The organism is Winogradskyella sp. SYSU M77433, assembly GCF_029911945.1.
GTDB lineage: Bacteria > Bacteroidota > Bacteroidia > Flavobacteriales > Flavobacteriaceae > Winogradskyella.
Genome location: NZ_JARYTG010000005.1, coordinates 188105 through 208853, shown reverse-complemented (window position 1 = coordinate 208853; position 20749 = coordinate 188105). Strand labels below are relative to the sequence as shown.

21 protein-coding genes and 1 riboswitch are annotated in these 20749 nt (G+C 33.6%); of the genes, 13 read left to right on the top strand and 8 right to left on the bottom strand.

Annotated elements, in window-relative coordinates:
- Positions 1-28: 28 nt before the first annotated feature.
- Complete coding sequence (locus tag QGM60_RS11785; protein WP_281140445.1) at positions 29-553, bottom strand: RNA polymerase sigma factor; 525 nt, start codon at positions 551-553, stop codon at positions 29-31.
- 265 nt (positions 554-818) lie between these two features.
- Here QGM60_RS11785 and QGM60_RS11780 point away from each other — a divergent pair, with 265 nt between their 5' ends.
- The 5 genes from QGM60_RS11780 to QGM60_RS11760 all read left to right on the top strand — a co-directional run bounded on the left by QGM60_RS11780 (position 819) and on the right by QGM60_RS11760 (position 5379).
- Positions 819-1049: a hypothetical protein gene (locus tag QGM60_RS11780; protein WP_281140444.1), complete on the top strand. Its 231-nt coding sequence runs from the start codon at positions 819-821 to the stop codon at positions 1047-1049.
- A 263-nt stretch (positions 1050-1312) separates the two neighbouring features.
- Positions 1313-1546: a hypothetical protein gene (locus QGM60_RS11775; RefSeq protein WP_281140443.1), complete on the top strand. Its 234-nt coding sequence runs from the start codon at positions 1313-1315 to the stop codon at positions 1544-1546.
- Between the two features lie 26 nt (positions 1547-1572).
- A complete protein-coding gene (locus tag QGM60_RS11770) occupies positions 1573-2646 on the top strand; it encodes a hypothetical protein (protein ID WP_281140442.1) in 1074 nt (357 codons plus the stop codon).
- Between the two features lie 275 nt (positions 2647-2921).
- On the top strand, positions 2922-4301 hold the full coding sequence (locus QGM60_RS11765) for a sugar porter family MFS transporter (RefSeq protein WP_281140441.1): 1380 nt from the start codon (positions 2922-2924) through the stop codon (positions 4299-4301).
- A gap of 73 nt (positions 4302-4374) precedes the next feature.
- The gene (locus QGM60_RS11760; protein WP_281140440.1) at positions 4375-5379 is read left to right on the top strand and encodes a sugar kinase; all 1005 of its coding nucleotides are present in this window, start codon (positions 4375-4377) and stop codon (positions 5377-5379) included.
- Positions 5380-5382: 3 nt separating this feature from the next.
- Here the strand turns inward: QGM60_RS11760 and QGM60_RS11755 are convergent, their stop codons facing one another.
- Positions 5383-6405 carry a LacI family DNA-binding transcriptional regulator gene (locus QGM60_RS11755; RefSeq protein ID WP_281140439.1) on the bottom strand — a complete coding sequence of 341 codons (1023 nt, stop codon included), beginning with the start codon at positions 6403-6405 and terminating at the stop codon, positions 5383-5385.
- Positions 6406-6554: 149 nt separating this feature from the next.
- On the opposite strand from QGM60_RS11755, the gene QGM60_RS11750 reads away from it, so the two are divergent.
- From QGM60_RS11750 to QGM60_RS11730, 5 genes are read left to right on the top strand one after another with little or no spacing between them, the layout of a single operon-like run.
- Complete coding sequence (locus QGM60_RS11750; protein ID WP_281140438.1) at positions 6555-7601, top strand: sugar kinase; 1047 nt, start codon at positions 6555-6557, stop codon at positions 7599-7601.
- Between the two features lie 3 nt (positions 7602-7604).
- Positions 7605-8270: a bifunctional 4-hydroxy-2-oxoglutarate aldolase/2-dehydro-3-deoxy-phosphogluconate aldolase gene (locus tag QGM60_RS11745; RefSeq protein WP_281140437.1), complete on the top strand. Its 666-nt coding sequence runs from the start codon at positions 7605-7607 to the stop codon at positions 8268-8270.
- Between the two features lie 11 nt (positions 8271-8281).
- Positions 8282-8800: a LacI family DNA-binding transcriptional regulator gene (locus tag QGM60_RS11740; RefSeq protein WP_281140436.1), complete on the top strand. Its 519-nt coding sequence runs from the start codon at positions 8282-8284 to the stop codon at positions 8798-8800.
- A 45-nt stretch (positions 8801-8845) separates the two neighbouring features.
- Positions 8846-9817, top strand: coding sequence for a Gfo/Idh/MocA family oxidoreductase (locus tag QGM60_RS11735; protein ID WP_281140435.1), 972 nt, complete (start codon positions 8846-8848; stop codon positions 9815-9817).
- A gap of 4 nt (positions 9818-9821) precedes the next feature.
- Positions 9822-10667 (top strand): DMT family transporter, encoded by an 846-nt coding sequence (locus tag QGM60_RS11730; RefSeq protein WP_281140434.1) that lies wholly within the window; start codon positions 9822-9824, stop codon positions 10665-10667.
- Here the strand turns inward: QGM60_RS11730 and metF are convergent.
- The 5 genes from metF to QGM60_RS11705 are packed head-to-tail and all read right to left on the bottom strand — an operon-like array spanning position 10664 to position 16961.
- On the bottom strand, positions 10664-11617 hold the full coding sequence (gene metF / locus QGM60_RS11725; protein WP_281140433.1) for a methylenetetrahydrofolate reductase [NAD(P)H]: 954 nt from the start codon (positions 11615-11617) through the stop codon (positions 10664-10666). The genes QGM60_RS11730 and metF overlap by 4 nt on opposite strands.
- 54 nt (positions 11618-11671) lie before the next feature.
- Positions 11672-14398, bottom strand: a complete 2727-nt coding sequence (gene metH / locus QGM60_RS11720) for a methionine synthase (protein ID WP_281140572.1) — start codon at positions 14396-14398, stop codon at positions 11672-11674.
- Between the two features lie 2 nt (positions 14399-14400).
- Positions 14401-14760, bottom strand: coding sequence for a four helix bundle protein (locus tag QGM60_RS11715; RefSeq protein WP_281140432.1), 360 nt, complete (start codon positions 14758-14760; stop codon positions 14401-14403).
- A 33-nt stretch (positions 14761-14793) separates the two neighbouring features.
- Complete coding sequence (locus QGM60_RS11710; protein WP_281140431.1) at positions 14794-15795, bottom strand: homocysteine S-methyltransferase family protein; 1002 nt, start codon at positions 15793-15795, stop codon at positions 14794-14796.
- On the bottom strand, positions 15795-16961 hold the full coding sequence (locus QGM60_RS11705) for an aminotransferase class I/II-fold pyridoxal phosphate-dependent enzyme (protein WP_281140430.1): 1167 nt from the start codon (positions 16959-16961) through the stop codon (positions 15795-15797). Before QGM60_RS11705 ends, QGM60_RS11710 begins: the two co-directional genes overlap by 1 nt.
- 114 nt (positions 16962-17075) lie before the next feature.
- Positions 17076-17200: riboswitch (SAM riboswitch) on the bottom strand.
- Positions 17201-17328: 128 nt separating this feature from the next.
- Between QGM60_RS11705 and QGM60_RS11700 the strand changes: the two genes are divergently transcribed.
- The 3 genes from QGM60_RS11700 (at position 17329) to QGM60_RS11690 (ending at position 20070) form a co-directional block, all read left to right on the top strand.
- Complete coding sequence (locus tag QGM60_RS11700; protein WP_281140429.1) at positions 17329-17919, top strand: HupE/UreJ family protein; 591 nt, start codon at positions 17329-17331, stop codon at positions 17917-17919.
- 103 nt (positions 17920-18022) lie between these two features.
- Positions 18023-18454, top strand: a complete 432-nt coding sequence (locus QGM60_RS11695) for a dCMP deaminase family protein (RefSeq protein ID WP_281140428.1) — start codon at positions 18023-18025, stop codon at positions 18452-18454.
- The gene (locus QGM60_RS11690; protein WP_281140427.1) at positions 18454-20070 is read left to right on the top strand and encodes a S41 family peptidase; all 1617 of its coding nucleotides are present in this window, start codon (positions 18454-18456) and stop codon (positions 20068-20070) included. Before QGM60_RS11695 ends, QGM60_RS11690 begins: the two co-directional genes overlap by 1 nt.
- On the opposite strand, the gene QGM60_RS11685 is transcribed toward QGM60_RS11690, so the two are convergent.
- Complete coding sequence (locus tag QGM60_RS11685) at positions 20067-20672, bottom strand: FAD-dependent oxidoreductase (RefSeq protein ID WP_281140426.1); 606 nt, start codon at positions 20670-20672, stop codon at positions 20067-20069. The genes QGM60_RS11690 and QGM60_RS11685 overlap by 4 nt on opposite strands.
- Between the last annotated feature and the right edge of the window lie 77 nt (positions 20673-20749).

Sequence of the window (20749 nt, the reverse complement as noted above, 5' to 3'; positions counted from 1 at the left end):
AAACAACTCATGTTAAAATATCCCAAAATTATTTTTTGTTGAGTTCTTCTAACTCGTTCTTTAATTTGTTCAATGCTGCATAAATCCTATGCTCAGCAATCTTTTTTGTGATTCCTAAAATTTCTCCAATTTCCTTATGTGTCTTACCATCGACCTTGCTGAGTAGAAAAGCAGCTCTTTCATCTTCTCTCAAATTTGATAATGCACGTTCGTAACGTTTAGAGAATTCTTTTTTTCTTAAAATAAATTCTGGAGACTCGTTGGTGTAGTCTTTTGGTTTTACTTCTTGATATTTAAACACTACTTTTTGATGCTTTACTTCGTTTAGCATTAAATTATTTGCAGTAGTGTACAAAAATGATTTTACAGCTTCGGGTGAGACCTTACTGCAGTTTTCCCAAAGTTTAATAAATGCCTCCTGAACTTTATCGGAAGGATTTAGCAAATCTCCATATTTATATAAGAGAATATTACTTAAACTCTGAGCATACTTTTCGTAAACTCTAGAAAAGCGAAATTTATCGCATATGTCGTTATGTAAAGATTTAGGCAAAGGTTAGGGGATCTTTGTTCTTTATTAGGGTGTCGAAATATAGAAAAAAAATAAACTCAGCATGTGCCCTTTTAGTTAAAGTGAAGTAGCAATATTGATTTGTTAGAAACATCTATATTTTTTTGTTTATAAATCACAAAAAACCGCTTTTTTTTGAGAAAAATTCAAAAGTGATTTTTGAAATAAAAAAAATAAAATTTTTCTTGGGACAATCGATTACAGGGTTGTTTTAATATTAAGAACCCCTAACGAATTAATCCCTATTATGAGTAGTAACTTAAACATCGCCCTTACGGAATTGAAGTTAAAAAATGTAGACTTTCGTCCTAATCTTAATGAATTATTATCCCAATTAAAAAATAAAGAAATTAATTATTATCGTACTAAGGTGGTGGCCCTATCCGAAGCTGTAATTGTAGACCCTTATAACAATTCTCAGCAAGAAGAACTTAAGTCTTCCCTAAATCAATTAGAGAGACTTTTGACAGCATCATAAATCCTTAATAGGAAGTGTAGAAATTCCTGTTAAACCAAATTCCCTAACTAATCCTACTTAAATGGTCACAACGTTAAACGTAAATAGTATTTCTTCTCAGTTGAAAGCTGAAGAAATTAATAGATACAGATCGAAAGTTATAAGCCTTTCAGAAGTATTATTATTAGATCCAGGTAATAGGTCATGTCAAGCATTACTTAATATGACTTTAAAAAGATTAGAAAGATTACTTAAGCCTTAAGATTTAATAATACCGAAAGAAAATGATTGAAAACTTTGATATCAACACCAAAAAAATGGTACAGTTTCTTTCTGAATTAAAAGAGAAAGAACTGGTACAGTGCAAAGACAAAATTGCACAACTAAAAAGAATGTTAGTACAGAATCCAAATGATTCTGTTAACGAATACAAATATCAATTAGCTCAGATTCGCTATGATCAATTAAAGCGAACAACTAAAGGACTAAAACAACTAGAAAGCGGATGGAAGTTGTAATTTTGGGCTTTAAAAATATATTGAGAATGATGAATCGAATCACAAAACCTTACTTTTTATTAAGTGTTTTGGTTATGGCATTAGTTTGTTCGTGTAGAACGGAAAACGACCTAAGTATAGATCCGCCTGAAAATGAATACATTCACCCCAACTCTACATTAGCCAATCTAATGGGAAGAGTAGCGATGAGTGATGGTTCAAGTGATAATATAATAGACCAATCAAGTAGTTTAAGAATTCAGTTGCCTGTTACGGTTACAGCTAATGGAACGGAGCTTTTTATAGAAGATGAAGATGGCTACCAAGACATAGAAAACATTTTTGATCTTTCTGATGACGATGAAGACATTTTAATTATTTCTTATCCTATTACTGTAATAGCACCAGACTTTACAACATATAGTGTGAATTCTGATTCTGAACTAGAAGATGTTACAAACATATTTCCTACTACTGAGGATGATGATGACATTGAGTGTATAGACTTTGAGTATCCAATAACCCTATATTATTTTAATGAACTTACAGAAACTATGGATTCTGTAACTATCAATGAGGATAGCGAATTATTCAATTTTATTATTGATTTACAAGATTATACTGCCGTTACTATAGGTTTTCCGGTAGTTATGATTTTTTCAGAAGGAACAACAGAAACCATAGAAACTGCTGAAGATTTAGAGAATATCATTTTAGTTTCAGATAATACTTGTGATGAAGATGATGACAACGATTATGGTGATGACGATTGCGAATCTTGTTCAACAGCTGATCTCGAGGATGCCTTAGCGCAATGTACTGAGTGGTCAATAGATAAGTTGTTCAGAGATAATAACAATTTGGTGAACCTCTACACCGATTATACATTCACTTTCAATGGTGATGGAACTATAACTGTAATAGAAGGAGCAAACATCTTTGAAGGTACTTGGGAGGCTGTTATTATAGATGATGAATTATTTTTTGATGTTAATGTTACTGATTTACCAGATTTCAGTGATACTTGGGAAGTCATCAACATAAATATGCAACCAACAGAAAAGAAAATAGAATTAAGATTAGGTGTAGACCGATTAAGATTCGGTAGCTACTGTAACTAACTAAATCCCTTACTAACAATACTAACTTTAACATATAATCCATACAAATAGAGTATTAATAGCAATTTTATATGTTCAATGCCTTTGTCCAAATCGACAAAGGCATTTTTTATTTACAAAACCTAACTGTTACATTTAAAATGTAAAAGCTAATCTTAACACGGAGCTTAACAAAAAATGTCAATATTTTCCATTACATTAGTGCGCAACTAGCAAATTGAATATACCAAGGCTTTTGCAGCTGTTTTGGTAACACTAAACAACAACTAATTATAATGAATAAACAGACCTATTTAATTCTTATTGCTGCGGTTTCAGCATTAGGAGGCTTATTATTTGGATACGATACAGGAGTAATAAACGGTGCACAATTTTACCTCACCAAGTTTTTTGAATTTAATGAAACCACCCAAGGTTTTGTTGTTGGTAGTGCTCTAATTGGTTGTTTTGTTGGTGCTATTGCAGCAGGGTTTTTAAGTGTTAAAATAGGAAGGAAGAATTCATTGATTTTTTCTGCTATTCTATTCACGGTGTCTGCTTGGGGATCTGGACTACCAGAAATACTCCCTCAAACTATACCTGTTTTAGTGGTGTTTAGAATTATTGGTGGATTGGGAATTGGTATAGCATCCATGAATGCTCCAATGTATATTGCGGAAATTGCACCAAGCAACATTAGAGGCAAAATGGTTACCTATTACCAATTAGCTATTGTAATTGGTTTTTTTGTTGTGTTTTTGGTAACCTATTTTATTGGTAATAATTTATCGGAAGCAGAGAATTTAGAATTTGGTTGGCGACGCATGTTTTGGTCGGAATTGATACCAAGTACTTTATTTCTAATACTTCTGTTTTTAGTTCCTAAAAGTCCAAGATGGTTGGCTTTGAAAGGTCAAGATACTGCAGCTTTACAGATTTTAAATAAAATCCACGGAGTTGAACAGGCTCAAAAAGAAATTGAAGAAATAAAAAGTTCTTTAGAAACAGAAGAGAACAAAATAAAAGTGAATTACTTTTCTAAAGCAATATTTGTCATTATTCTAATAGGAACTGTATTGTCAATGCTTCAGCAATTCACAGGAATCAATGCTGTGCTTTATTATGGTGCCGATATATTTGAAAAAGCATTAGGTTTTGGAAAAGACGATGTGCTTTTACAACAAATTTTATTGGCTTTTGTAAATCTGGTATTTACGTTCGTTGCTATGTTCACGGTTGATAAGTTGGGTAGAAAACCATTATTGTACATAGGTTCTGTAGGAATGATTATAGGTTTCTTATTATTAGGAGTCTCATTACAGCAACAAGCTGTCGGTTTTGTATCTCTTTTAGGAGTATTAATTTTTATTGCGTCTTTCGCTATGTCCATGGGACCAATAGTTTGGGTAATATTGTCAGAAATGTTTCCTAACAAAATTAGAAGTGTTGCCATGTCTGTTGCAGTTGCGGCACAATGGGCAGCCAATTATTTAGTGACTCAAACTTTTCCAATGGTTATGCAAAGTGAAGTAAATAACGGGCCAACGTGGAATGGTTCTTTACCTTATTTCATTTTTATCGGTTTTATAGTTGTCATCATATTTTTGACTTATAAATTCATTCCGGAAACTAAAGGAAAATCTCTGGAGGAAATTGAAGCTTTCTGGAAGAAATAATTAATCGTACATATTTAAATAAATAATAAACTAAAGTCTTTCCATTTTGAAAGGCTTTTTTTTAAATTTATGTATGAAACAAACCGTAACATTTGGTGAGGTGCTCATGCGCCTTTCACCACTAGGAAACAAAACACTGATGCAGTCTAACCACCTTGAGTTTTATTTTGGTGGTACAGAAGTTAATGTTGCTATTTCTATTGCTAATTTTGGTGGAAAAGTAAAGCACGTTTCATCAATATCTGATGATTTTGTAGGTGATACAGCAATATCATATCTCAGAAAGTTTGGGGTTAGCACCTCCGAAATTGTACGTTCTAAACGTCCTTTAGGAATTTATTTTTTACAAGTTGGTGCCGTAATGCGCCCAAGTTCTATTTCATATAATAGGTCGCATTCTGCTTTTTCTGAAATACAACCCAGTATGGTAGATTGGGAGAAATCACTTAAAAGGTGTCATTGGTTTCATTGGACAGGTATTACACCAGCCTTATGCGAAGGTGGTTATAAAACTTTAAAAGAAGGACTACAATTGGCAAAAGAAAAGGGGATTGAAGTCTCAGCCGATCCTACTTATAGAAGTGGTTTGTGGAAATATGGTGCAGATCCTAAAGATACCCTTTCAGACTTGATGCAATATTCTACCATCTTCATTGGAGGAATTAACGAAATGAATGAGCTTTTGGGTACGAGTTATAGCTATTCAAATGAAGATTTTATTGAAGCTAGTAAAACCTTAATAGAAACATTTCCTTCCATAAAGAAAACTTTTGATAAGATTAGAACTCCTATTAATGCCTCTTGGCATAAGATAAGATCTAGAATGTGGAATGGTCAGGAATTTAGAGAAACAGAGGATCTAGATATTACGCATATTGTAGACAGAATAGGAACTGGTGATGCCTTTGCAGCAGGTTTAATTTATGGTCTGCAAAATTTTGATGACTATAAAGCCATGCAATTTGCGGCTGCAGCGAGTGCATTAAAACACACATATGAAGGTGATGTTAATTTTTCTTCGGTTGGAGAAGTTATGAATATTTTAGAAGGAAATACTTCAGGAAGATTTAACAGGTAAACCTTATTTATCTGAGGACTCCCTAACTATTAATTCAGATTTTAAGATATTTTTGTTTAAGGTTGGCTTCCAATTTTCATCGTTAACTCGACTTAAGAAAGTTTCAGCAGCAATCTTGCCTATTTCGGCACTATGCTGATTTACTGTTGAAATTGTTGGACTTACCAAAGATGTAAATGGTTCGTTTCCAAAACCAATCAAACAAATATCTTCAGGGACATTAATATGATGCTCATTCAATACCTGAAGCGCTCCTAAAGCCGCATTGTCACTCGCCACATAAACAGCATCAGGACGTTGCTCTAACTGCAAAAACTTTTCCATCATTTCTCTACCATCTTCAAGCGTAAGATTGCTTTCAGTAAGTAAATTTTCATCTAAAGGCAGATTGTTTTTCTTTAAAGCATCAATATAACCTCTAATTCTATTGTTAAAAATTCGAGTTCGTCTATAACCACCAATATGAGCAATACGCTTGCAACCTTTTTCAACTAAATGTTCAACAATCATATGGCTGCTGTCATAATCATTTATGCCAACGTAGTCAACATTTAGGTCATTTTCACCACGATCAAAAAGAATCAATGGAATTCCTTTAGATTTTATTTTCTCGTAAAACGACAAATCAGTTGTTTCATTGGCCATAGAAGCAATGATGCCATCTACTTGAGTGTAAAGAAGCGTATCTATATTTTTACATTCCTTTTTAAAAGATTCCTTCGACTGCGTAATAATGATATTGTAACCAGCCTTATCAAGAACAGCCTCCATGTTTTCAATAACTGAAGAAAAGAAATTACTGTTTGTACGAGGTACAATAACTCCAACCAAGTTGCTTTTACCTTTTCTAAGTGCGCTGGCTAGGTGGTTAGGTTGGTAGTTTAATTCTTTGGCAACACGCTTAACGGCAGCTTTAGTTTTTTCGCTTATTCTAGAGTCATCGTGCATGGCTTTAGATACTGCTGCAGGTGATATGTTGAGCACATTAGCAATGTCTTTTATAGTCGTTCTTTTTTTATTTGCCAAGTTTTTATATATTTGCTTAATCGTTTAAGCAAAATTAACGTATTTAATTTTAAGAATCAAAACTAAGACAGTTTTGATTTATTTTTAAATCAAATGCTTAAACGTTTAACCAACAATAATTTTATAAATAATTAAACTAATATTTAAGAATGAAAAAAGTAGTCACTTTTGGAGAAATAATGTTAAGGTTAGCTCCTCAAGGTTTTTTAAGATTTTCACAGGCATCTAGCTTTGATGTAGTATATGGAGGTGGAGAGTCTAACGTAGCAGTATCGTTAGCTAATTATGGTGTGCCAGTTGATTTTGTAACGCGTTTACCAAAAAATGATATTGGTGAGTGTGCTATGATGGAAATGCGTAAAAGAGGTGTAGGTGTAGATAAGATTATTTATGGTGGTGATCGCTTAGGAATTTATTTCTTAGAAACTGGTGCTGTAAGTAGAGGAAGTAAAGTAGTATATGATAGAGCACATTCTGCAATTTCTGAGATTGAGCCAGGTATGGTAGACTGGAAAGCAGTTTTTAAAGATGTCGCTTGGTTCCACTGGACAGGTATTACACCTGCTATCTCTCAAGGTGCAGCAGACGCATGTTTGGAAGCTGTAAAAGTGGCGAGTGAAATGGGTGTTACTATTTCAACTGACTTAAACTATAGAGCAAAGCTTTGGACGTATTGTGATGATGCGCATAGAGAAAAAATAATGACAGAATTAACATCGTACTGTGATATCGTTTTAGGAAATGAAGAAGATGCAGAAAAGCATTTTGGTATTCATCCAGAAGGTTTAGACGTACACAAACACGGACACGATGTAAAAGCAGAAGCATTTTTATCTGTTTGTAAGCAAATGATGGCTAAGTTTCCTAAAGCTAAAAAAGTAATTACAACTTTAAGAGGATCAATTTCTGCTTCTCATAACACTTGGGCTGGTGTATTATACGATGGAGAAAAAATGTACGAAACCCGTCAGTATCAAATCACTGATATTGTAGATAGAGTTGGTGGTGGAGATTCATTTATGGGTGGATTAATTTACGGATTATTAAAATACCCTGAAGATGATCAAAACGCATTAGACTTTGCTGTTGCTGCTTCATGTTTAAAGCACACTATTAAAGGTGATGCTAACTTAGTAACAGTTTCTGAAGTAGAAAAATTAATGGGAGGTGATGCTTCTGGACGTGTAGCAAGATAAGTTATGGCAAATTATTCAAGAATAGAAGTTGTAAATGTTATGAAACAAACCGGTTTAGTACCGTTGTTTTATAACTCAGATATCGAAGTAAGTAAAAAAGTAATTAAGGCTGTTTATGATGGTGGCGCAAGATTACTTGAGTTTACTGCAAGAGGAGATTTTGCTCACGAAGTTTTTGGTGAGTTAAACAAATATGTTCTTAAAGAACTTCCAGGAATGATAATGGGTGTTGGTTCTGTTACCGATGCTGCATCTGCGTCTCGTTTTATGGCGCTTGGTGCTAACTTTATCGTTACACCTGTATTAAGAGAAGACATTGCTATTGTTTGTAATAGAAGAAAAGTAATGTGGTCTCCAGGATGTGGTTCTTTAACTGAAATCTGTAGAGCAGAAGAACTTGGTTGTGAAGTTGTAAAGTTATTCCCAGGTGGTATTTACGGACCAGACTTTGTTAAGGCAATAAAAGGACCTCAACCTTGGACAAGCATTATGCCTACAGGTGGTGTATCTCCAACTAAAGAAAACCTAGAAGGTTGGTTTAAAGCTGGAGTAACTTGTGTTGGGATGGGCTCAAAATTAATCGCTAAAAATGCTGATGGTAATTACGATTTAGCAAAGATTGAGTCGGATACTAAAAATGCTTTAGACATTATTAAATCACTTAGATAATTATTTAGAAATTGAAATCCTCTACGTTAACTATAAAAGAAATCTCTTCAATGTCTGGCTTTTCTGTGTCAACAGTTTCAAAAGCTTTGAACGACAAGCAAGATATTAGTATAGAGACACGAAATGCTATTAAAGGAATTGCAAAAAAGTTTAATTATGTACCCAATAATTATGCTGTTGCTTTGAGAATAAAAAAATCGCAATCTATAGCTATAGTTTTACCTGAGGTCACTCAAAAATCTTATAACCAAGCTCTTTGTTATTTACAGCAATCAGCAGAGGGATTTGGTTATAGGGTTTTATTATACCAAACATTTAATTCACCTACAAAGGAAGAAGATTACATTAATAGCTTAAATGATGGTTCTATTGATGGAGTTATTATTGTTTCTACAGAAAATAAAAGCAAAGTAAGCTACAACAATTCTTCAATTCCTTTAGAGTTACTACAACTCAATCTTAATCATTCACCAGAAGAAATAAAACAACTTTCACATAGTAGTTTAATGAGTCTTTTGAATATTGAATAACTATCAAAGGACTATCTTTACCGAAACCAAAAGAACGCATTATATATGAAAGACGTTGTATGGGGAATTATCGGTTGTGGTGATGTTGCTGAAATAAAAAGCGGTCCTGCATTTCAGATTTGCGAAAATTCTTCTTTGCTAGCTGTAATGCGCAGAAATAAGGAAAAAGCACAAGATTTTGCCAAAAGACATGACGTGCCATTATTTTTTGATACTGCTGAATCTATTTTGAATCATCCAGAAATTAATGCGGTTTACATAGCAACTCCTCCTTCAACACATTTGTCTTATGCCATAGAAGCTCTGAAGCATAACAAAAATGTGTATTTGGAAAAGCCAATGACATTAAATTCAGAAGGGGCGAGAGTATTGTGTGAAGCTTTAGAATTAAGTCATTCAAAATTAACAGTAGCACATTACAGAAGGCAACTGCCAGCTTTTTTAAAGGTAGAACAACTTTTAAAAGAAGGTGTTATCGGAGATATTATTTATGCTGATATTCAAATTTTACAGCCAAGAACTAACAACATAATTGCCAATACAGAGGATAATTGGAGGTTAAATCCTATAATTTCAGGAGGAGGATATTTTCATGATTTAGCACCACATCAAATAGATTTAATGTTGAAATGGTTTGGAAAAGCAAAATGGGTAAAAGGGTTTAACTCAGAAGCAATTCCTAACGTTTCTACGACAGTAAATGGCATAATAGAATTTGAAAGTGGAGTTCAGTTTAGAGGTCTTTGGAGTTTCAATGTTTCAGAAGCTAACAAGAAAGATGAATGTTTAATCTCTGGAACCAAAGGCTATATTAAATTTTCATTTTTTGGTGATAAAGTAGAGCTTCATACTGATGGTGAAACGACTACTTTTCAATTTGAAAATCCTAAGCATATTCAGCAACCAATGATTCAAAATACAGTGGATTATTTTTTAGGTAAAAAAGATAATCCTTGCACTGCAGATGAAGGGCTTTCAGTAATGGAGATTATGGATACTTTTACGAAAAAAGCCTAGACTATTGAAAAAGGCAATTCAATATATGTTTATCTGTACTTCAGCATTTACATGTATGAATCTGTTTGTTAAATCACTTGACAGCTTCAATGTTTTTCAAATTGTTTTTTTTAGATCCTTAGGTTCTTTATTCTTTACACTACCTTATTTATTTAAGAATAAAATTTCTTTAGCAGGAAACCGAAGAGGACTGTTGATATTACGAAGTATTTTTGGACTCATATCTATGATGCTTTTCTTTTTATCCTTAAAATATATTGCTTCAGGAACAGCAGTGTCTATTCGATACATATCTCCTTTTTTCGCAACTTTTTTTGGTTTAGTACTTCTCAAAGAAAAAGTAAAACCAGTGCAATGGTTGTTTTTTGCCATAGCATTTTTAGGTGTCATAATTCTAAAAGGTCTGGATTCCGAATTAGAACTAGAAGGTGTTCTTTACGCTTTCTTATCGGCTTTTTTTGCGGGCTTAGTTTATATATCTATTAGAAAAATTGGAAGTGATGACCACCCAGTAGTTGTGGTTAATTACTTTATGCTTATTTCAACTCTAATAGGCGGATTATTATCTATACATGTTTGGATTACTCCAGTTGGTACAGAATGGCTAGTACTTATGAGTTTAGGTGTTTTTGGATATTTCGGACAACTCTACATGACTAAAGCCATGCAAATAGCAGAAACCAATCAAATAGCTCCTTTTAAATATTTAGAAGTTATTTTCACCATTATTCTCGGTTTAGTATGGTTTGATGAAAGCTATACCGTTTGGAGTTTGGTTGGAATACTTCTTATTGTTTTTAGGTTTAACAATGAATGTACTTGTAAAAAAGAATTAGCGTTCTTTTTTTAAAATACCGCTTCGGCAATCGCTTTAATATTATCACTTTTTCCCATAGAATAATAATGCAATACGGGCACGCCAGCTTTTTGTAATTCTTTAGATTGGTTAATTGCCCACTCGATACCAACTTGTCTTACTTGCTCGTTAGTGCTACAATTATCAACTGCATCAATTAAATCTTCTGGTAAATCTATTTTAAATACTTGTGGCAATAACTGTAAATGACGTTTTACAGCAATGGGTTTTATACCAGGAATGATTGGCACATTTATACCTTCTTGTTTTGCTGCGTCTACAAACTCAAAATACTTTTTATTATCAAAAAACATTTGTGTTACAACATAATCTGCACCAGCATCTACTTTTTCTTTAAGGCGTTTTAAATCGGTTTTTAAAGATGGTGCTTCAATATGTTTTTCTGGATAACCAGCAACACCAATGCAAAAATCTGCTTTATCATCAACCTCAATAACATCGTGAAGGTATTTACCTTTATTTAAATTCTGAATTTGTCCTACCAATTCCTTCGCAAACTGATGTCCGCCTTTACAAGCCTCAAAATACTGCTGATGTTTCATTGCATCGCCACGTAACGCCATCACGTTATTGATTCCTAAATAATGGCAATCTACAAGTAAATATTCTGTTTCTTCTTTTGTAAATCCGCCACACAACACATGCGGTACTGTATCTACATCGTATTTATGTTTTAACGCCGCACAAATCCCAACCGTTCCTGGTCGCATACGTGTAATTTTCCGATCTAAAAGTCCTTCTTTTTCAATATAAACGTACTCTTCTCTAGACGTTGTCACATCAATAAAAGGCGGTTTAAATTCCATTAAAGGATCAATATTATTATACAATTGCTGTATGCTATTACCCTTTTTTGGCGGAATAATCTCAAACGAAAACAAGGTTTTTCCGTTGGCGTTTTTTATGTGTTCTGTTACTTTCATTGTTAGTGTTTAGTTTTTGGTGATTAGTGTTTAGTTATTTCTAAAAACAAACAACTATAAACTATCAACCAAATTTGGGCTTAACCATTTTTCAGCGTCTTCTTTGCTAATATTTCTTCTTTTTGCGTAATCTTCTAATTGATCTTCGGTGATTTTTCCTAAACCAAAATATTTAGCTTCAGGATTTGCAAAATAATAACCACTTACACTCGCTGCTGGCCACATGGCTAGACTTTCGGTTAATTTTACACCAATGATTTCTTCAACTTTTAAAATGTCCCAAATGGTCCTTTTCTCTAAATGATCTGGACAAGCTGGATAACCTGGCGCAGGACGAATACCTTTGTAGGCTTCTTTAATCAACTCTTGATTGCTTAAATTTTCATTAGATGCATAACCCCAAAAATCTGTACGCACTTTTTGGTGCAAATACTCTGCAAATGCTTCGGCTAATCTGTCGGCTAATGCTTTAATCATTATGGAATTGTAATCGTCGTGATTCGCTTCAAAATCTTTGGCTAATTGCTCGGTTCCAAAACCTGTAGTCACGCAAAAACAACCGATGTAATCTTGAATTCCTGTGTCTTTTGGCGCGATAAAATCGGCTAATGCGAAATTTGGAACACTTTCTCTTTTTTTGAGTTGTTGACGCAGTGTTAGAAACTTCACCGAGTTTTTTTGAGATGCTGAATCAAGTTCAGCATGACAATCTTCGATCATCACCTCAATATCATCATTGTTAACTGAATTTGCAGGAAATAACCCAAAAACTGCTTTTGCTTTCAGCAGCTTTTCATCAAACACTTTTTGTAGCAATACTTTGGCATCTTTATACAATTCGGAAGCTTGTTTACCAACCACTTCATCTTCTAAAATCTCAGGAAATTTACCATGTAAATCCCAACTTCTAAAAAATGGTGACCAATCGATATAGTCATATAAAAGTGTGATGTCAAAATCTTGAATATCTTGAATTCCTAATTGATTTGGCTTTATAATTTCAGTAGTATTCCAATCAATTTTAAACTTTTTTTGTCGCGCTTCTTCAATAGAAATATATTCTTTTTGCTTTGTTCTGTTTAGAAATTTTTCTCTAAACGCATCATATTCTTCTCTTATTTGCGATTTAAATACTTGGTTGTCTTTCTGTAACAAATCACCAACAACCGTTACTGCACGAGATGCGTCGTTAACATGAATAACTGTGTTACTATAATGTGGCGCAATTTTCACAGCCGAATGTGCTTTAGATGTTGTAGCTCCACCAACCATTAATGGAATCTTAAAATTTTGTTTTTCCATTTCTTTGGAAATGGTTACCATTTCATCCAATGATGGTGTGATTAATCCGCTTAATCCAATAATATCTACGTTTTCTTTTTTTGCCGTTTCTATGATTTTTTCTGGCGGAACCATAACGCCTAAATCAATAATTTCGAAATTATTACAGCCTAAAACAACGCTAACAATATTCTTCCCAATATCATGAACGTCACCTTTTACAGTTGCCATCAATATTCTTCCTGCAAACTCTTGTTTTCCATCTTTTTCAGCTTCAATAAATGGTTGAAGATAGGCTACTGCTTTTTTCATCACTCTTGCAGATTTTACCACTTGAGGCAAAAACATTTTTCCGCTTCCAAACAAGTCGCCAACTACATTCATTCCAGTCATTAGATGACCTTCAATAACTTCTATTGGTGCAGCGACAGATTTTCGTGCTTCTTCTACATCTTCAATAATAAAAGCATCAATACCTTTAACTAAAGCGTGTGTAATTCGGTTTTGTAAAGCTTCATTTCGCCATTCTTGAATCGCGTTATCGGCTTCTTTTTTATTGCCTTTTACAGTTTCGGCGTAGTCCAATAATCTTTCAGTTGCATCATCACGTCGGTCTAATAACACATCTTCAACACGTTCTAATAATTCTTTCGGAATTTCATCATAAACCTCTAACATGGTTGGGTTGACAATACCCATATTCATTCCGTTTTTAATGGCATGGTAAAGAAAAGCGGAATGCATCGCTTCTCTTACGGTATTATTTCCTCTGAAAGAAAACGACACGTTACTAACGCCACCAGACACGTTTGCGTGAGGTAAATTTTCTCGAATCCACTTGGTCGCATTGAAAAAATCAAGTGCGTTTTTTCGGTGTTCTTCCATACCTGTCGCCACAGGAAAAATGTTAGGATCAAATATGATATCTTGAGGTGGAAAGTGGACAATGTCCACTAATATTTTATAGGAACGCTCACAGATTTGGATGCGTCTATCAAAGGTATCTGCCTGACCAACCTCATCAAAAGCCATCACAATAACTGCTGCACCATAACGCTTAATACGTTTAGCTTGACGAATAAATTCAGTTTCACCTTCCTTTAAACTGATAGAATTTACAACCGATTTCCCTTGCACAACCTGCAAACCAGCTTCAATAATTTCCCATTTTGAGCTATCAATCATAATTGGAACACGTGCAATATCAGGTTCCGAAGCTATTAAATTTAAAAAGGTAGTCATAGCGTAAACGCCATCTAACATACCTTCATCCATGTTAACATCTATGATTTGCGCACCGCCTTCAACTTGTTCTCTTGCTACATCTAGCGCTTCGTCATATTTTTCTTCTTTAATTAATCGTAAAAATTTACGCGAACCTGTTACGTTTGTGCGCTCACCAACGTTTATAAAATTACTTTCTGGTGTAACAATTAATGGTTCTAAACCTGATAACTGTAAGTATTTGGTGTTTGGTGTTTGGTGTTTGGTTGAATTCATCATTACTTTTTATTTTTGAAATAATTAATGAATCCGTTTAATAATCTTTTTACAGAAGTAATCTCTTCTAAAACTTCTGAAAGCTGTTTTTCTGAAATATATTCTAAATCATGAGCTAGAAACAACTGAGTTTCGAGTTCAAAAAGAGAACCTTTTGAGATATATAAAAATTGAATAGTCTCTTTATCTGATTGCCTTCCTATACCTTCAGCAATATTTGAAGGGATTGAAATTACACTTCTATTAATTTGATTTGTAAGACTATATATTTCAGTATTTGGAAATTGAGACGTCAAGCTGTAAACAGTCTTCACCAATTTTCTTGCAATCTTCCAAACATCTAAATCTGTATAATTCTTCATAATTCTTTCTTCTTTAATACTAAATACAATAAACTAAACACCAACAACTACTTGTCTAGGTTTATATTTTTTAGCCACTTCAGCAATAGCTTTAATGTGTTCAGGACTTGTGCCGCAACAACCACCAATAATATTGATTAAGTTATCCTTTAGATAGTTTTCTATAAGTTGTTGCATCTGTTCTGGTGATTGGTCATATTCACCAAACGCGTTTGGTAATCCAGCGTTTGGATGTGCAGAAGTATGAAATTCAGTTTTGTCGGATAAGCGTTTTAAATACGATTGTAATTGTTCTGCACCTAATGCACAATTAAAACCAACACTTAACAATGGGATATGAGATACTGAAGTTAAAAAAGCTTCTACCGTTTGTCCTGACAATGTTCTTCCTGATGCATCTGTTATTGTTCCAGACACCATAATTGGGATATCAATATCTCGTTCTTCTTTTACTTCTTCTATAGCAAATAATGCTGCTTTTGCGTTAAGCGTATCAAAAATGGTTTCGACTAACAAAACATCTACGTCACCATCTATTAAAGCTTCGACTTGCTCTTTGTAAGCTACTCGCAATTCTTCGAAAGTAATAGCACGAAATTCTGGTCTGTTTACATCTGGACTTAAGCTTGCGGTACGGTTTGTTGGACCGATACTACCAGCTACAAAACGAGGTTTTTCAGGGTTTTGCTTAGTAAATTCTTCCGCAACTTGTTTGGCTATTTTAGCGGACTCAAAATTTAATTCATAAACCAAATTTTCCATTTGGTAATCTGCCATAGCGATTGATGTACCTGAAAAGGTGTTGGTTTCAACGATATCTGCACCAGCTTCAAAATACTTACGATGTACTTCTGCAATTGCTTCTGGCTGTGTTAAAGACAGCAAATCGTTATTGCCTTTTAATGGCGTTGGATAATCTTTAAATCGCTCGCCACGAAAATCTTCTTCAGTAAATTTATATTGCTGAAGCATAGTACCCATTGCTCCATCAAGTACTAAAATTCGTTTTTGTATTTCTTCTTTTATGTTTGGCATTACTTCAAAGCTTGTTTTAAATCGTTAATAATATCTTCGGCATGTTCTAAGCCAACAGAAATACGTATTAATCCACCTGAAATACCTGTTTTTAGGCGATCTTCCTCCGATAGTTTAGCATGCGTTGTTGATGCAGGATGCGTAACAATACTTCTGGTATCTCCTAAATTAGCAGATAGTGACAAGAGTTTTATGCTGTTTAAAAAGTTTCTGCCAGCATCAATGCCTCCCTTTATTTCAAAAGCGACAATACTACCACCGAATTTCATTTGTTTTTTTGCTAATTCATGTTGAGGATGAGATTTCAGAAAGGGGTATTTTACAAAGTTTACCTTGTCGTGATTCTTTAAAAACTTAGCTGTTTTCAATGCGTTATCACAATGTTTTTCTACTCTTACAGGTAAGGTTTCTAGGCTTTTTGATAAAATCCAAGCATTGAAAGGTGAAAGCGCCGGACCAGTATTTCTTGAAAACAAATAGATTTTTTGAATAAGCTCAGCATTACCAACAGTTACGCCACCAAGAACTCTACCTTGTCCATCAATAAGTTTTGTTGCTGAATGAATGACCAAATCTGCACCAAACTTAATGGGTTGTTGTAAATAGGGAGTTGCAAAGCAATTATCTACAATAAAAATGAGATTATGTTTTTTAGCAATATTACCTAAAAGTTCTAAATCTAGTATATCAACAGCTGGGTTTGTTGGGCTCTCAGCATAAAGAATTTTGGTGTTAGGCTGAATTAAATTTTCAATACGTTCAATTTCATTTATTCTAAAGTAGCTTGTTGAAATATTCCACTTAGGAAGAATGTTATTAAACAAAGTCTGGGTAGAACCAAAGATACTCTGACAAGACACAATATGATCACCTGAATCTAAAAGAGCAGCAAATGTTGAAAACACAGCAGACATACCAGTTGCAAATGCATAGCCACGTTCGGCACCTTCCATTTGGCATATTTTTTCTACAAATTCAGAGCTGTTAGGATTACTATATCGACTATAAATATTACGCTCTTTTTCGTCTGCAAAAGAGGCGCGCATATCTTCAGCATCTTCAAAAATATAACTCGATGTTAGATACAAAGGGTTAGAATGTTCTAAAAACTGTGTGCGCTCTATTTGAGTGCGAATTGCGGCAGTTTCTATATGTTTAGAATTCATTTTCTATTAAATTTTATGTATTTGGTAAAACCAAAAGCCCAAAGCGCCATGTTTAGACGTGCTTAATAGGAAATGTTATAAAGAAATAATAATGCGGAAATGCATATTTTGTTTTAGTTATCTATCTAATTTTTTGATAAATGGATCAAAAAATCAAGTAGAATTTAGCACCTTCTTAGTAAGTCTAAGGGTTGCTAAGGCTTCAAAGGGTCTAATCCCTCCACCTTTCTTGATAACATCTCAATAAGTTGTTTGAACTTTGAAAGCACAAAACTCTGAAAGAAAATAAGAATAAACAAATTTTATTCTCTTTATTTTGATTGAATAGTATTAGTTATATCTTTGGTTTTACCCAAACGAATTAATTATGTTAGATAACTTTTGGTTTAATGTTCAGTATGGCATTAATCATGTTTTAGACCTCGATGGTTATGACCACGTCCTTTTTTTAATGGTATTAGCAGTGCCTTATCTTTTTAAGGATTGGAAACGTGTACTGTTATTAGTATCAGTATTTACATTAGGACATACGCTTTCACTTGTATTAGCATCTTATGGTATTGTAAGTGTGAATGGTTCATTAGTGGAATTCTTGATTCCTGTAACGATATTGATAACCGCTATTTATAATGTGTTTACTGCTGGCAAAAAAGAAAGAAACAGTAAAATAAGCTTACTGTTTTTCTCCACATTATTTTTTGGTCTTATTCATGGACTAGGTTTTGCGAGAGAATTTAAAATGTTTGCAGGGCAATCACAGAATAGGCTAGAACTTTTAATAGAGTTTGCTTTAGGAATAGAAATCGCACAAATAATCATTGTTTTTGTCGTTTTATTCATAGGTTTTTTATGTCAAACTATTTTTAGATTTTCGCGTAGAGATTGGGTAATGGTTCTTTCTTCTATAGTTATAGGGCTTGTAATTCCCATGATAATTCATAGCGAATTGTTAAATTAAGACGAAAGTTTGATAAAACTTTAACTGGTAGCGAATTGTTTATAAAATACTATCCTTTTATATTCGTTACTTAGATGGTACGTTTGTGCCCTAATATTTATATATGTCCAAGACTAAACAATTGCGTTATGATAAGGCTTATCTTAGGATAGCTAAAGAATGGGGAAAATTATCACATTGTAAACGTAAGCAAGTAGGAGCACTCATTGTAAAAGATAGAATGATTATTTCAGATGGTTACAATGGTACACCAACAGGTTTCGAGAATTATTGTGAAGATGAAGAAGGATATACCAAATGGTATGTTTTACATGCTGAAGCCAATGCGATATTAAAAGTAGCTTCATCAACACAATCGGCTAAAGGGGCTACTTTGTACATTACTTTATCTCCATGTAAGGAATGTAGTAAGCTTATTCATCAAGCTGGCATAATTCGTGTTGTATATCAGCAAGGGTACAAAGATGACTCTGGATTACAATTTTTAGCAAAAGCAGGTATAGAACTTGTACAAATAGAAGACTTAAAAGCCTAGTGGCCACAAAAAATAAATACATACCACTAATTATTGGTGTTGCAATTGCAGCAGGTGTTGTTATTGGTGGAAAATTAAACTTTACAGATACTTCAGATAATCTTTTTACCACGAATAGTAAAAAGGATAAAATAAATCGGCTTATAGATTACATAGACTACGAGTACGTAGATGATGTAAATACAGATAGTATTGTAGATGTTACTGTTAATGGAATTTTAGATAATCTCGATCCACATTCTACTTATATTCCAAAAGAAGATTTAGAACGCATTACAGAAAACATGAAAGGTGATTTTGTAGGTGTCGGAATAAATTTTTACACCTATAGAGATACTATAACTGTAGTAAAACCTACTGAAGGTGGTCCAAGTGAGCGCGCTGGAATTATAGCTGGAGATAGAATATTGATGGCAGATGGTGACACGCTTTATGGAAAAAACATCACTAACGATCTTATTACAGAAAAGCTAAAGGGCGATAAAAACACTAAGGTAAAATTGACTGTATTCAGAAAAGGTGAAGATGATTTGCTTGAGTTCACTGTAAAGCGAAAAGACATTCCTATCAAAAGTGTTGATGCGGCTTACATGCTTACGGATAACTTAGGTTATATTAAAATCAATCGTTTTGCAGAATCTACGTTTAATGAATTTAAAGATGCCCTTGATGAGCTTCAAGAACAGGGAGCTACAAAATTAGCTTTAGACTTAAGAGATAATCCAGGTGGTTTTTTAGGTATAGCAGAGCAAATTGCTGATGAATTTTTAGAAGATGATAAACTAATTTTATTTACTAGAGATAAGAAGGGAAGAGAGGAACGAACCTATGCAACCAAGCGAGGGGATTTTGAAGATGGTGAAATTTATATTCTTATAAATGAAAATTCTGCTTCTGCAAGCGAAGTTATTGCTGGCGCTTTACAAGATAACGATAAGGGTATTATTGTCGGAAGACGGTCTTACGGTAAAGGTTTAGTGCAACGTGAAATGGCATTAGGTGACGGAAGTGCGGTTCGGCTTACAGTTTCAAGATATTATACTCCAACAGGACGTTCTATTCAAAAACCTTATACTACAGGTGATAATTATAGTTATTATAATGACTATTATAAACGTTTAAGAACAGGCGAACTTATTGATGAAAAGAATATTGAAGTAGATGATTCCTTAAAGTTTACAACTCCAAAAGGAAAAGTCGTGTATGGAGGTGGAGGCATTATACCTGATGTTTTTGTACCTGTAGATCGACTGTTTGATAACGAAACTATTAATTACCTAAGGAGAAGAGGCCATTTCGGATATTTTGTTTTTGAAGAATTAGATAAAAATAGAAGTGTTTATAAGAATGTTACTAAATACGATTTTATAAATAATTTTGAAGTCAGCGATGATATTGTAGTTCGTTTTCAGGATTTTATTAATGAAAGAGAACGTACAAATATTACTTTCGTAGCTTATAATGATGAAATAAGACGTCTTATAAAAGCTACTCTTGCGCGTCAGTTGTTTGATGACAATGCCTTTGAGGAAATTATAAACAAAGATGATATTATGGTTGAAGAAGTTATTCTTTTAAGCCAAGAATATCCAAGCCTTCAGACAATAAAAAACTAGCTGTGCTTGTCGTGAACTTTGGTGTGTTTTCCATCGTTCCAGAGTGTTAGAATATCTGTAGCCACATGAGCACCACTTCCGCTAGCAATAGAAAATTGGCTTCTCCAACCTGCCAAAGTACCAGCAACATAAAGGTTCTCTTCAACTAAATGATCAGTATTTTTTAACCAAATTCTATCTTTTTCAATGGCGGCTCTTGGGTGCGGTTCAATATAGTTTTCTAAACCTTTAATCGTTATTAAGCTTGTATAGCCAACAGCAACTACAACAATTATGGAGATGTAACTATTTTTATTGGTTTCAACTATAAATCCTTCAGTAGTTTTTATTACCGATTTTACTTTCTCTTTTTCAATTTGGTCAATATGAGGGTATAAATTTCTTAACTGATTTTTTCCACTCTCTAAGATATCCTTGCCCAAAGTTCTAGGTTCTAGACCGAGAACATTATTAAATAACGCTGTTTGTAAATGTGAAGTCTTTTGATGTGTTATAATACCTATTCTTTTATCTTTTGCATAAGCTTTGTCTTTAGCTGACCCTAAGACCAAAGCACAAGATAAACCTGCAGCTCCTCCACCGATAATTAATGTATCAAACATATTTTTTGTTTATTCTATCAATTAACAATATAAGTTATATTTAATGTTTCATATGTGATATTAAAATTTTTTTTGAA

What these genes read in the sequence shown, in the direction of transcription:
- QGM60_RS11750 (WP_281140438.1), top strand. Translation starts at nt 6,555, where the DNA reads ATGAAAAAAGTAGTCACTTTTGGAGAAATAATGTTAAGGTTAGCTCCT.
- QGM60_RS11695 (WP_281140428.1), top strand. Translation starts at nt 18,023, where the DNA reads ATGTCCAAGACTAAACAATTGCGTTATGATAAGGCTTATCTTAGGATA.
- QGM60_RS11700 (WP_281140429.1), top strand. Translation starts at nt 17,329, where the DNA reads ATGTTAGATAACTTTTGGTTTAATGTTCAGTATGGCATTAATCATGTT.
- QGM60_RS11735 (WP_281140435.1), top strand. Translation starts at nt 8,846, where the DNA reads ATGAAAGACGTTGTATGGGGAATTATCGGTTGTGGTGATGTTGCTGAA.
- QGM60_RS11775 (WP_281140443.1), top strand. Translation starts at nt 1,313, where the DNA reads ATGATTGAAAACTTTGATATCAACACCAAAAAAATGGTACAGTTTCTT.
- metH (WP_281140572.1), bottom strand. Translation starts at nt 14,398, where the DNA reads ATGAATTCAACCAAACACCAAACACCAAACACCAAATACTTACAGTTA.
- QGM60_RS11685 (WP_281140426.1), bottom strand. Translation starts at nt 20,672, where the DNA reads ATGTTTGATACATTAATTATCGGTGGAGGAGCTGCAGGTTTATCTTGT.
- QGM60_RS11760 (WP_281140440.1), top strand. Translation starts at nt 4,375, where the DNA reads ATGAAACAAACCGTAACATTTGGTGAGGTGCTCATGCGCCTTTCACCA.
- QGM60_RS11745 (WP_281140437.1), top strand. Translation starts at nt 7,605, where the DNA reads ATGGCAAATTATTCAAGAATAGAAGTTGTAAATGTTATGAAACAAACC.
- metF (WP_281140433.1), bottom strand. Translation starts at nt 11,617, where the DNA reads ATGAAAGTAACAGAACACATAAAAAACGCCAACGGAAAAACCTTGTTT.
- QGM60_RS11770 (WP_281140442.1), top strand. Translation starts at nt 1,573, where the DNA reads ATGATGAATCGAATCACAAAACCTTACTTTTTATTAAGTGTTTTGGTT.
- QGM60_RS11780 (WP_281140444.1), top strand. Translation starts at nt 819, where the DNA reads ATGAGTAGTAACTTAAACATCGCCCTTACGGAATTGAAGTTAAAAAAT.
- QGM60_RS11710 (WP_281140431.1), bottom strand. Translation starts at nt 15,795, where the DNA reads ATGCCAAACATAAAAGAAGAAATACAAAAACGAATTTTAGTACTTGAT.
- QGM60_RS11715 (WP_281140432.1), bottom strand. Translation starts at nt 14,760, where the DNA reads ATGAAGAATTATACAGATTTAGATGTTTGGAAGATTGCAAGAAAATTG.
- QGM60_RS11765 (WP_281140441.1), top strand. Translation starts at nt 2,922, where the DNA reads ATGAATAAACAGACCTATTTAATTCTTATTGCTGCGGTTTCAGCATTA.
- QGM60_RS11705 (WP_281140430.1), bottom strand. Translation starts at nt 16,961, where the DNA reads ATGAATTCTAAACATATAGAAACTGCCGCAATTCGCACTCAAATAGAG.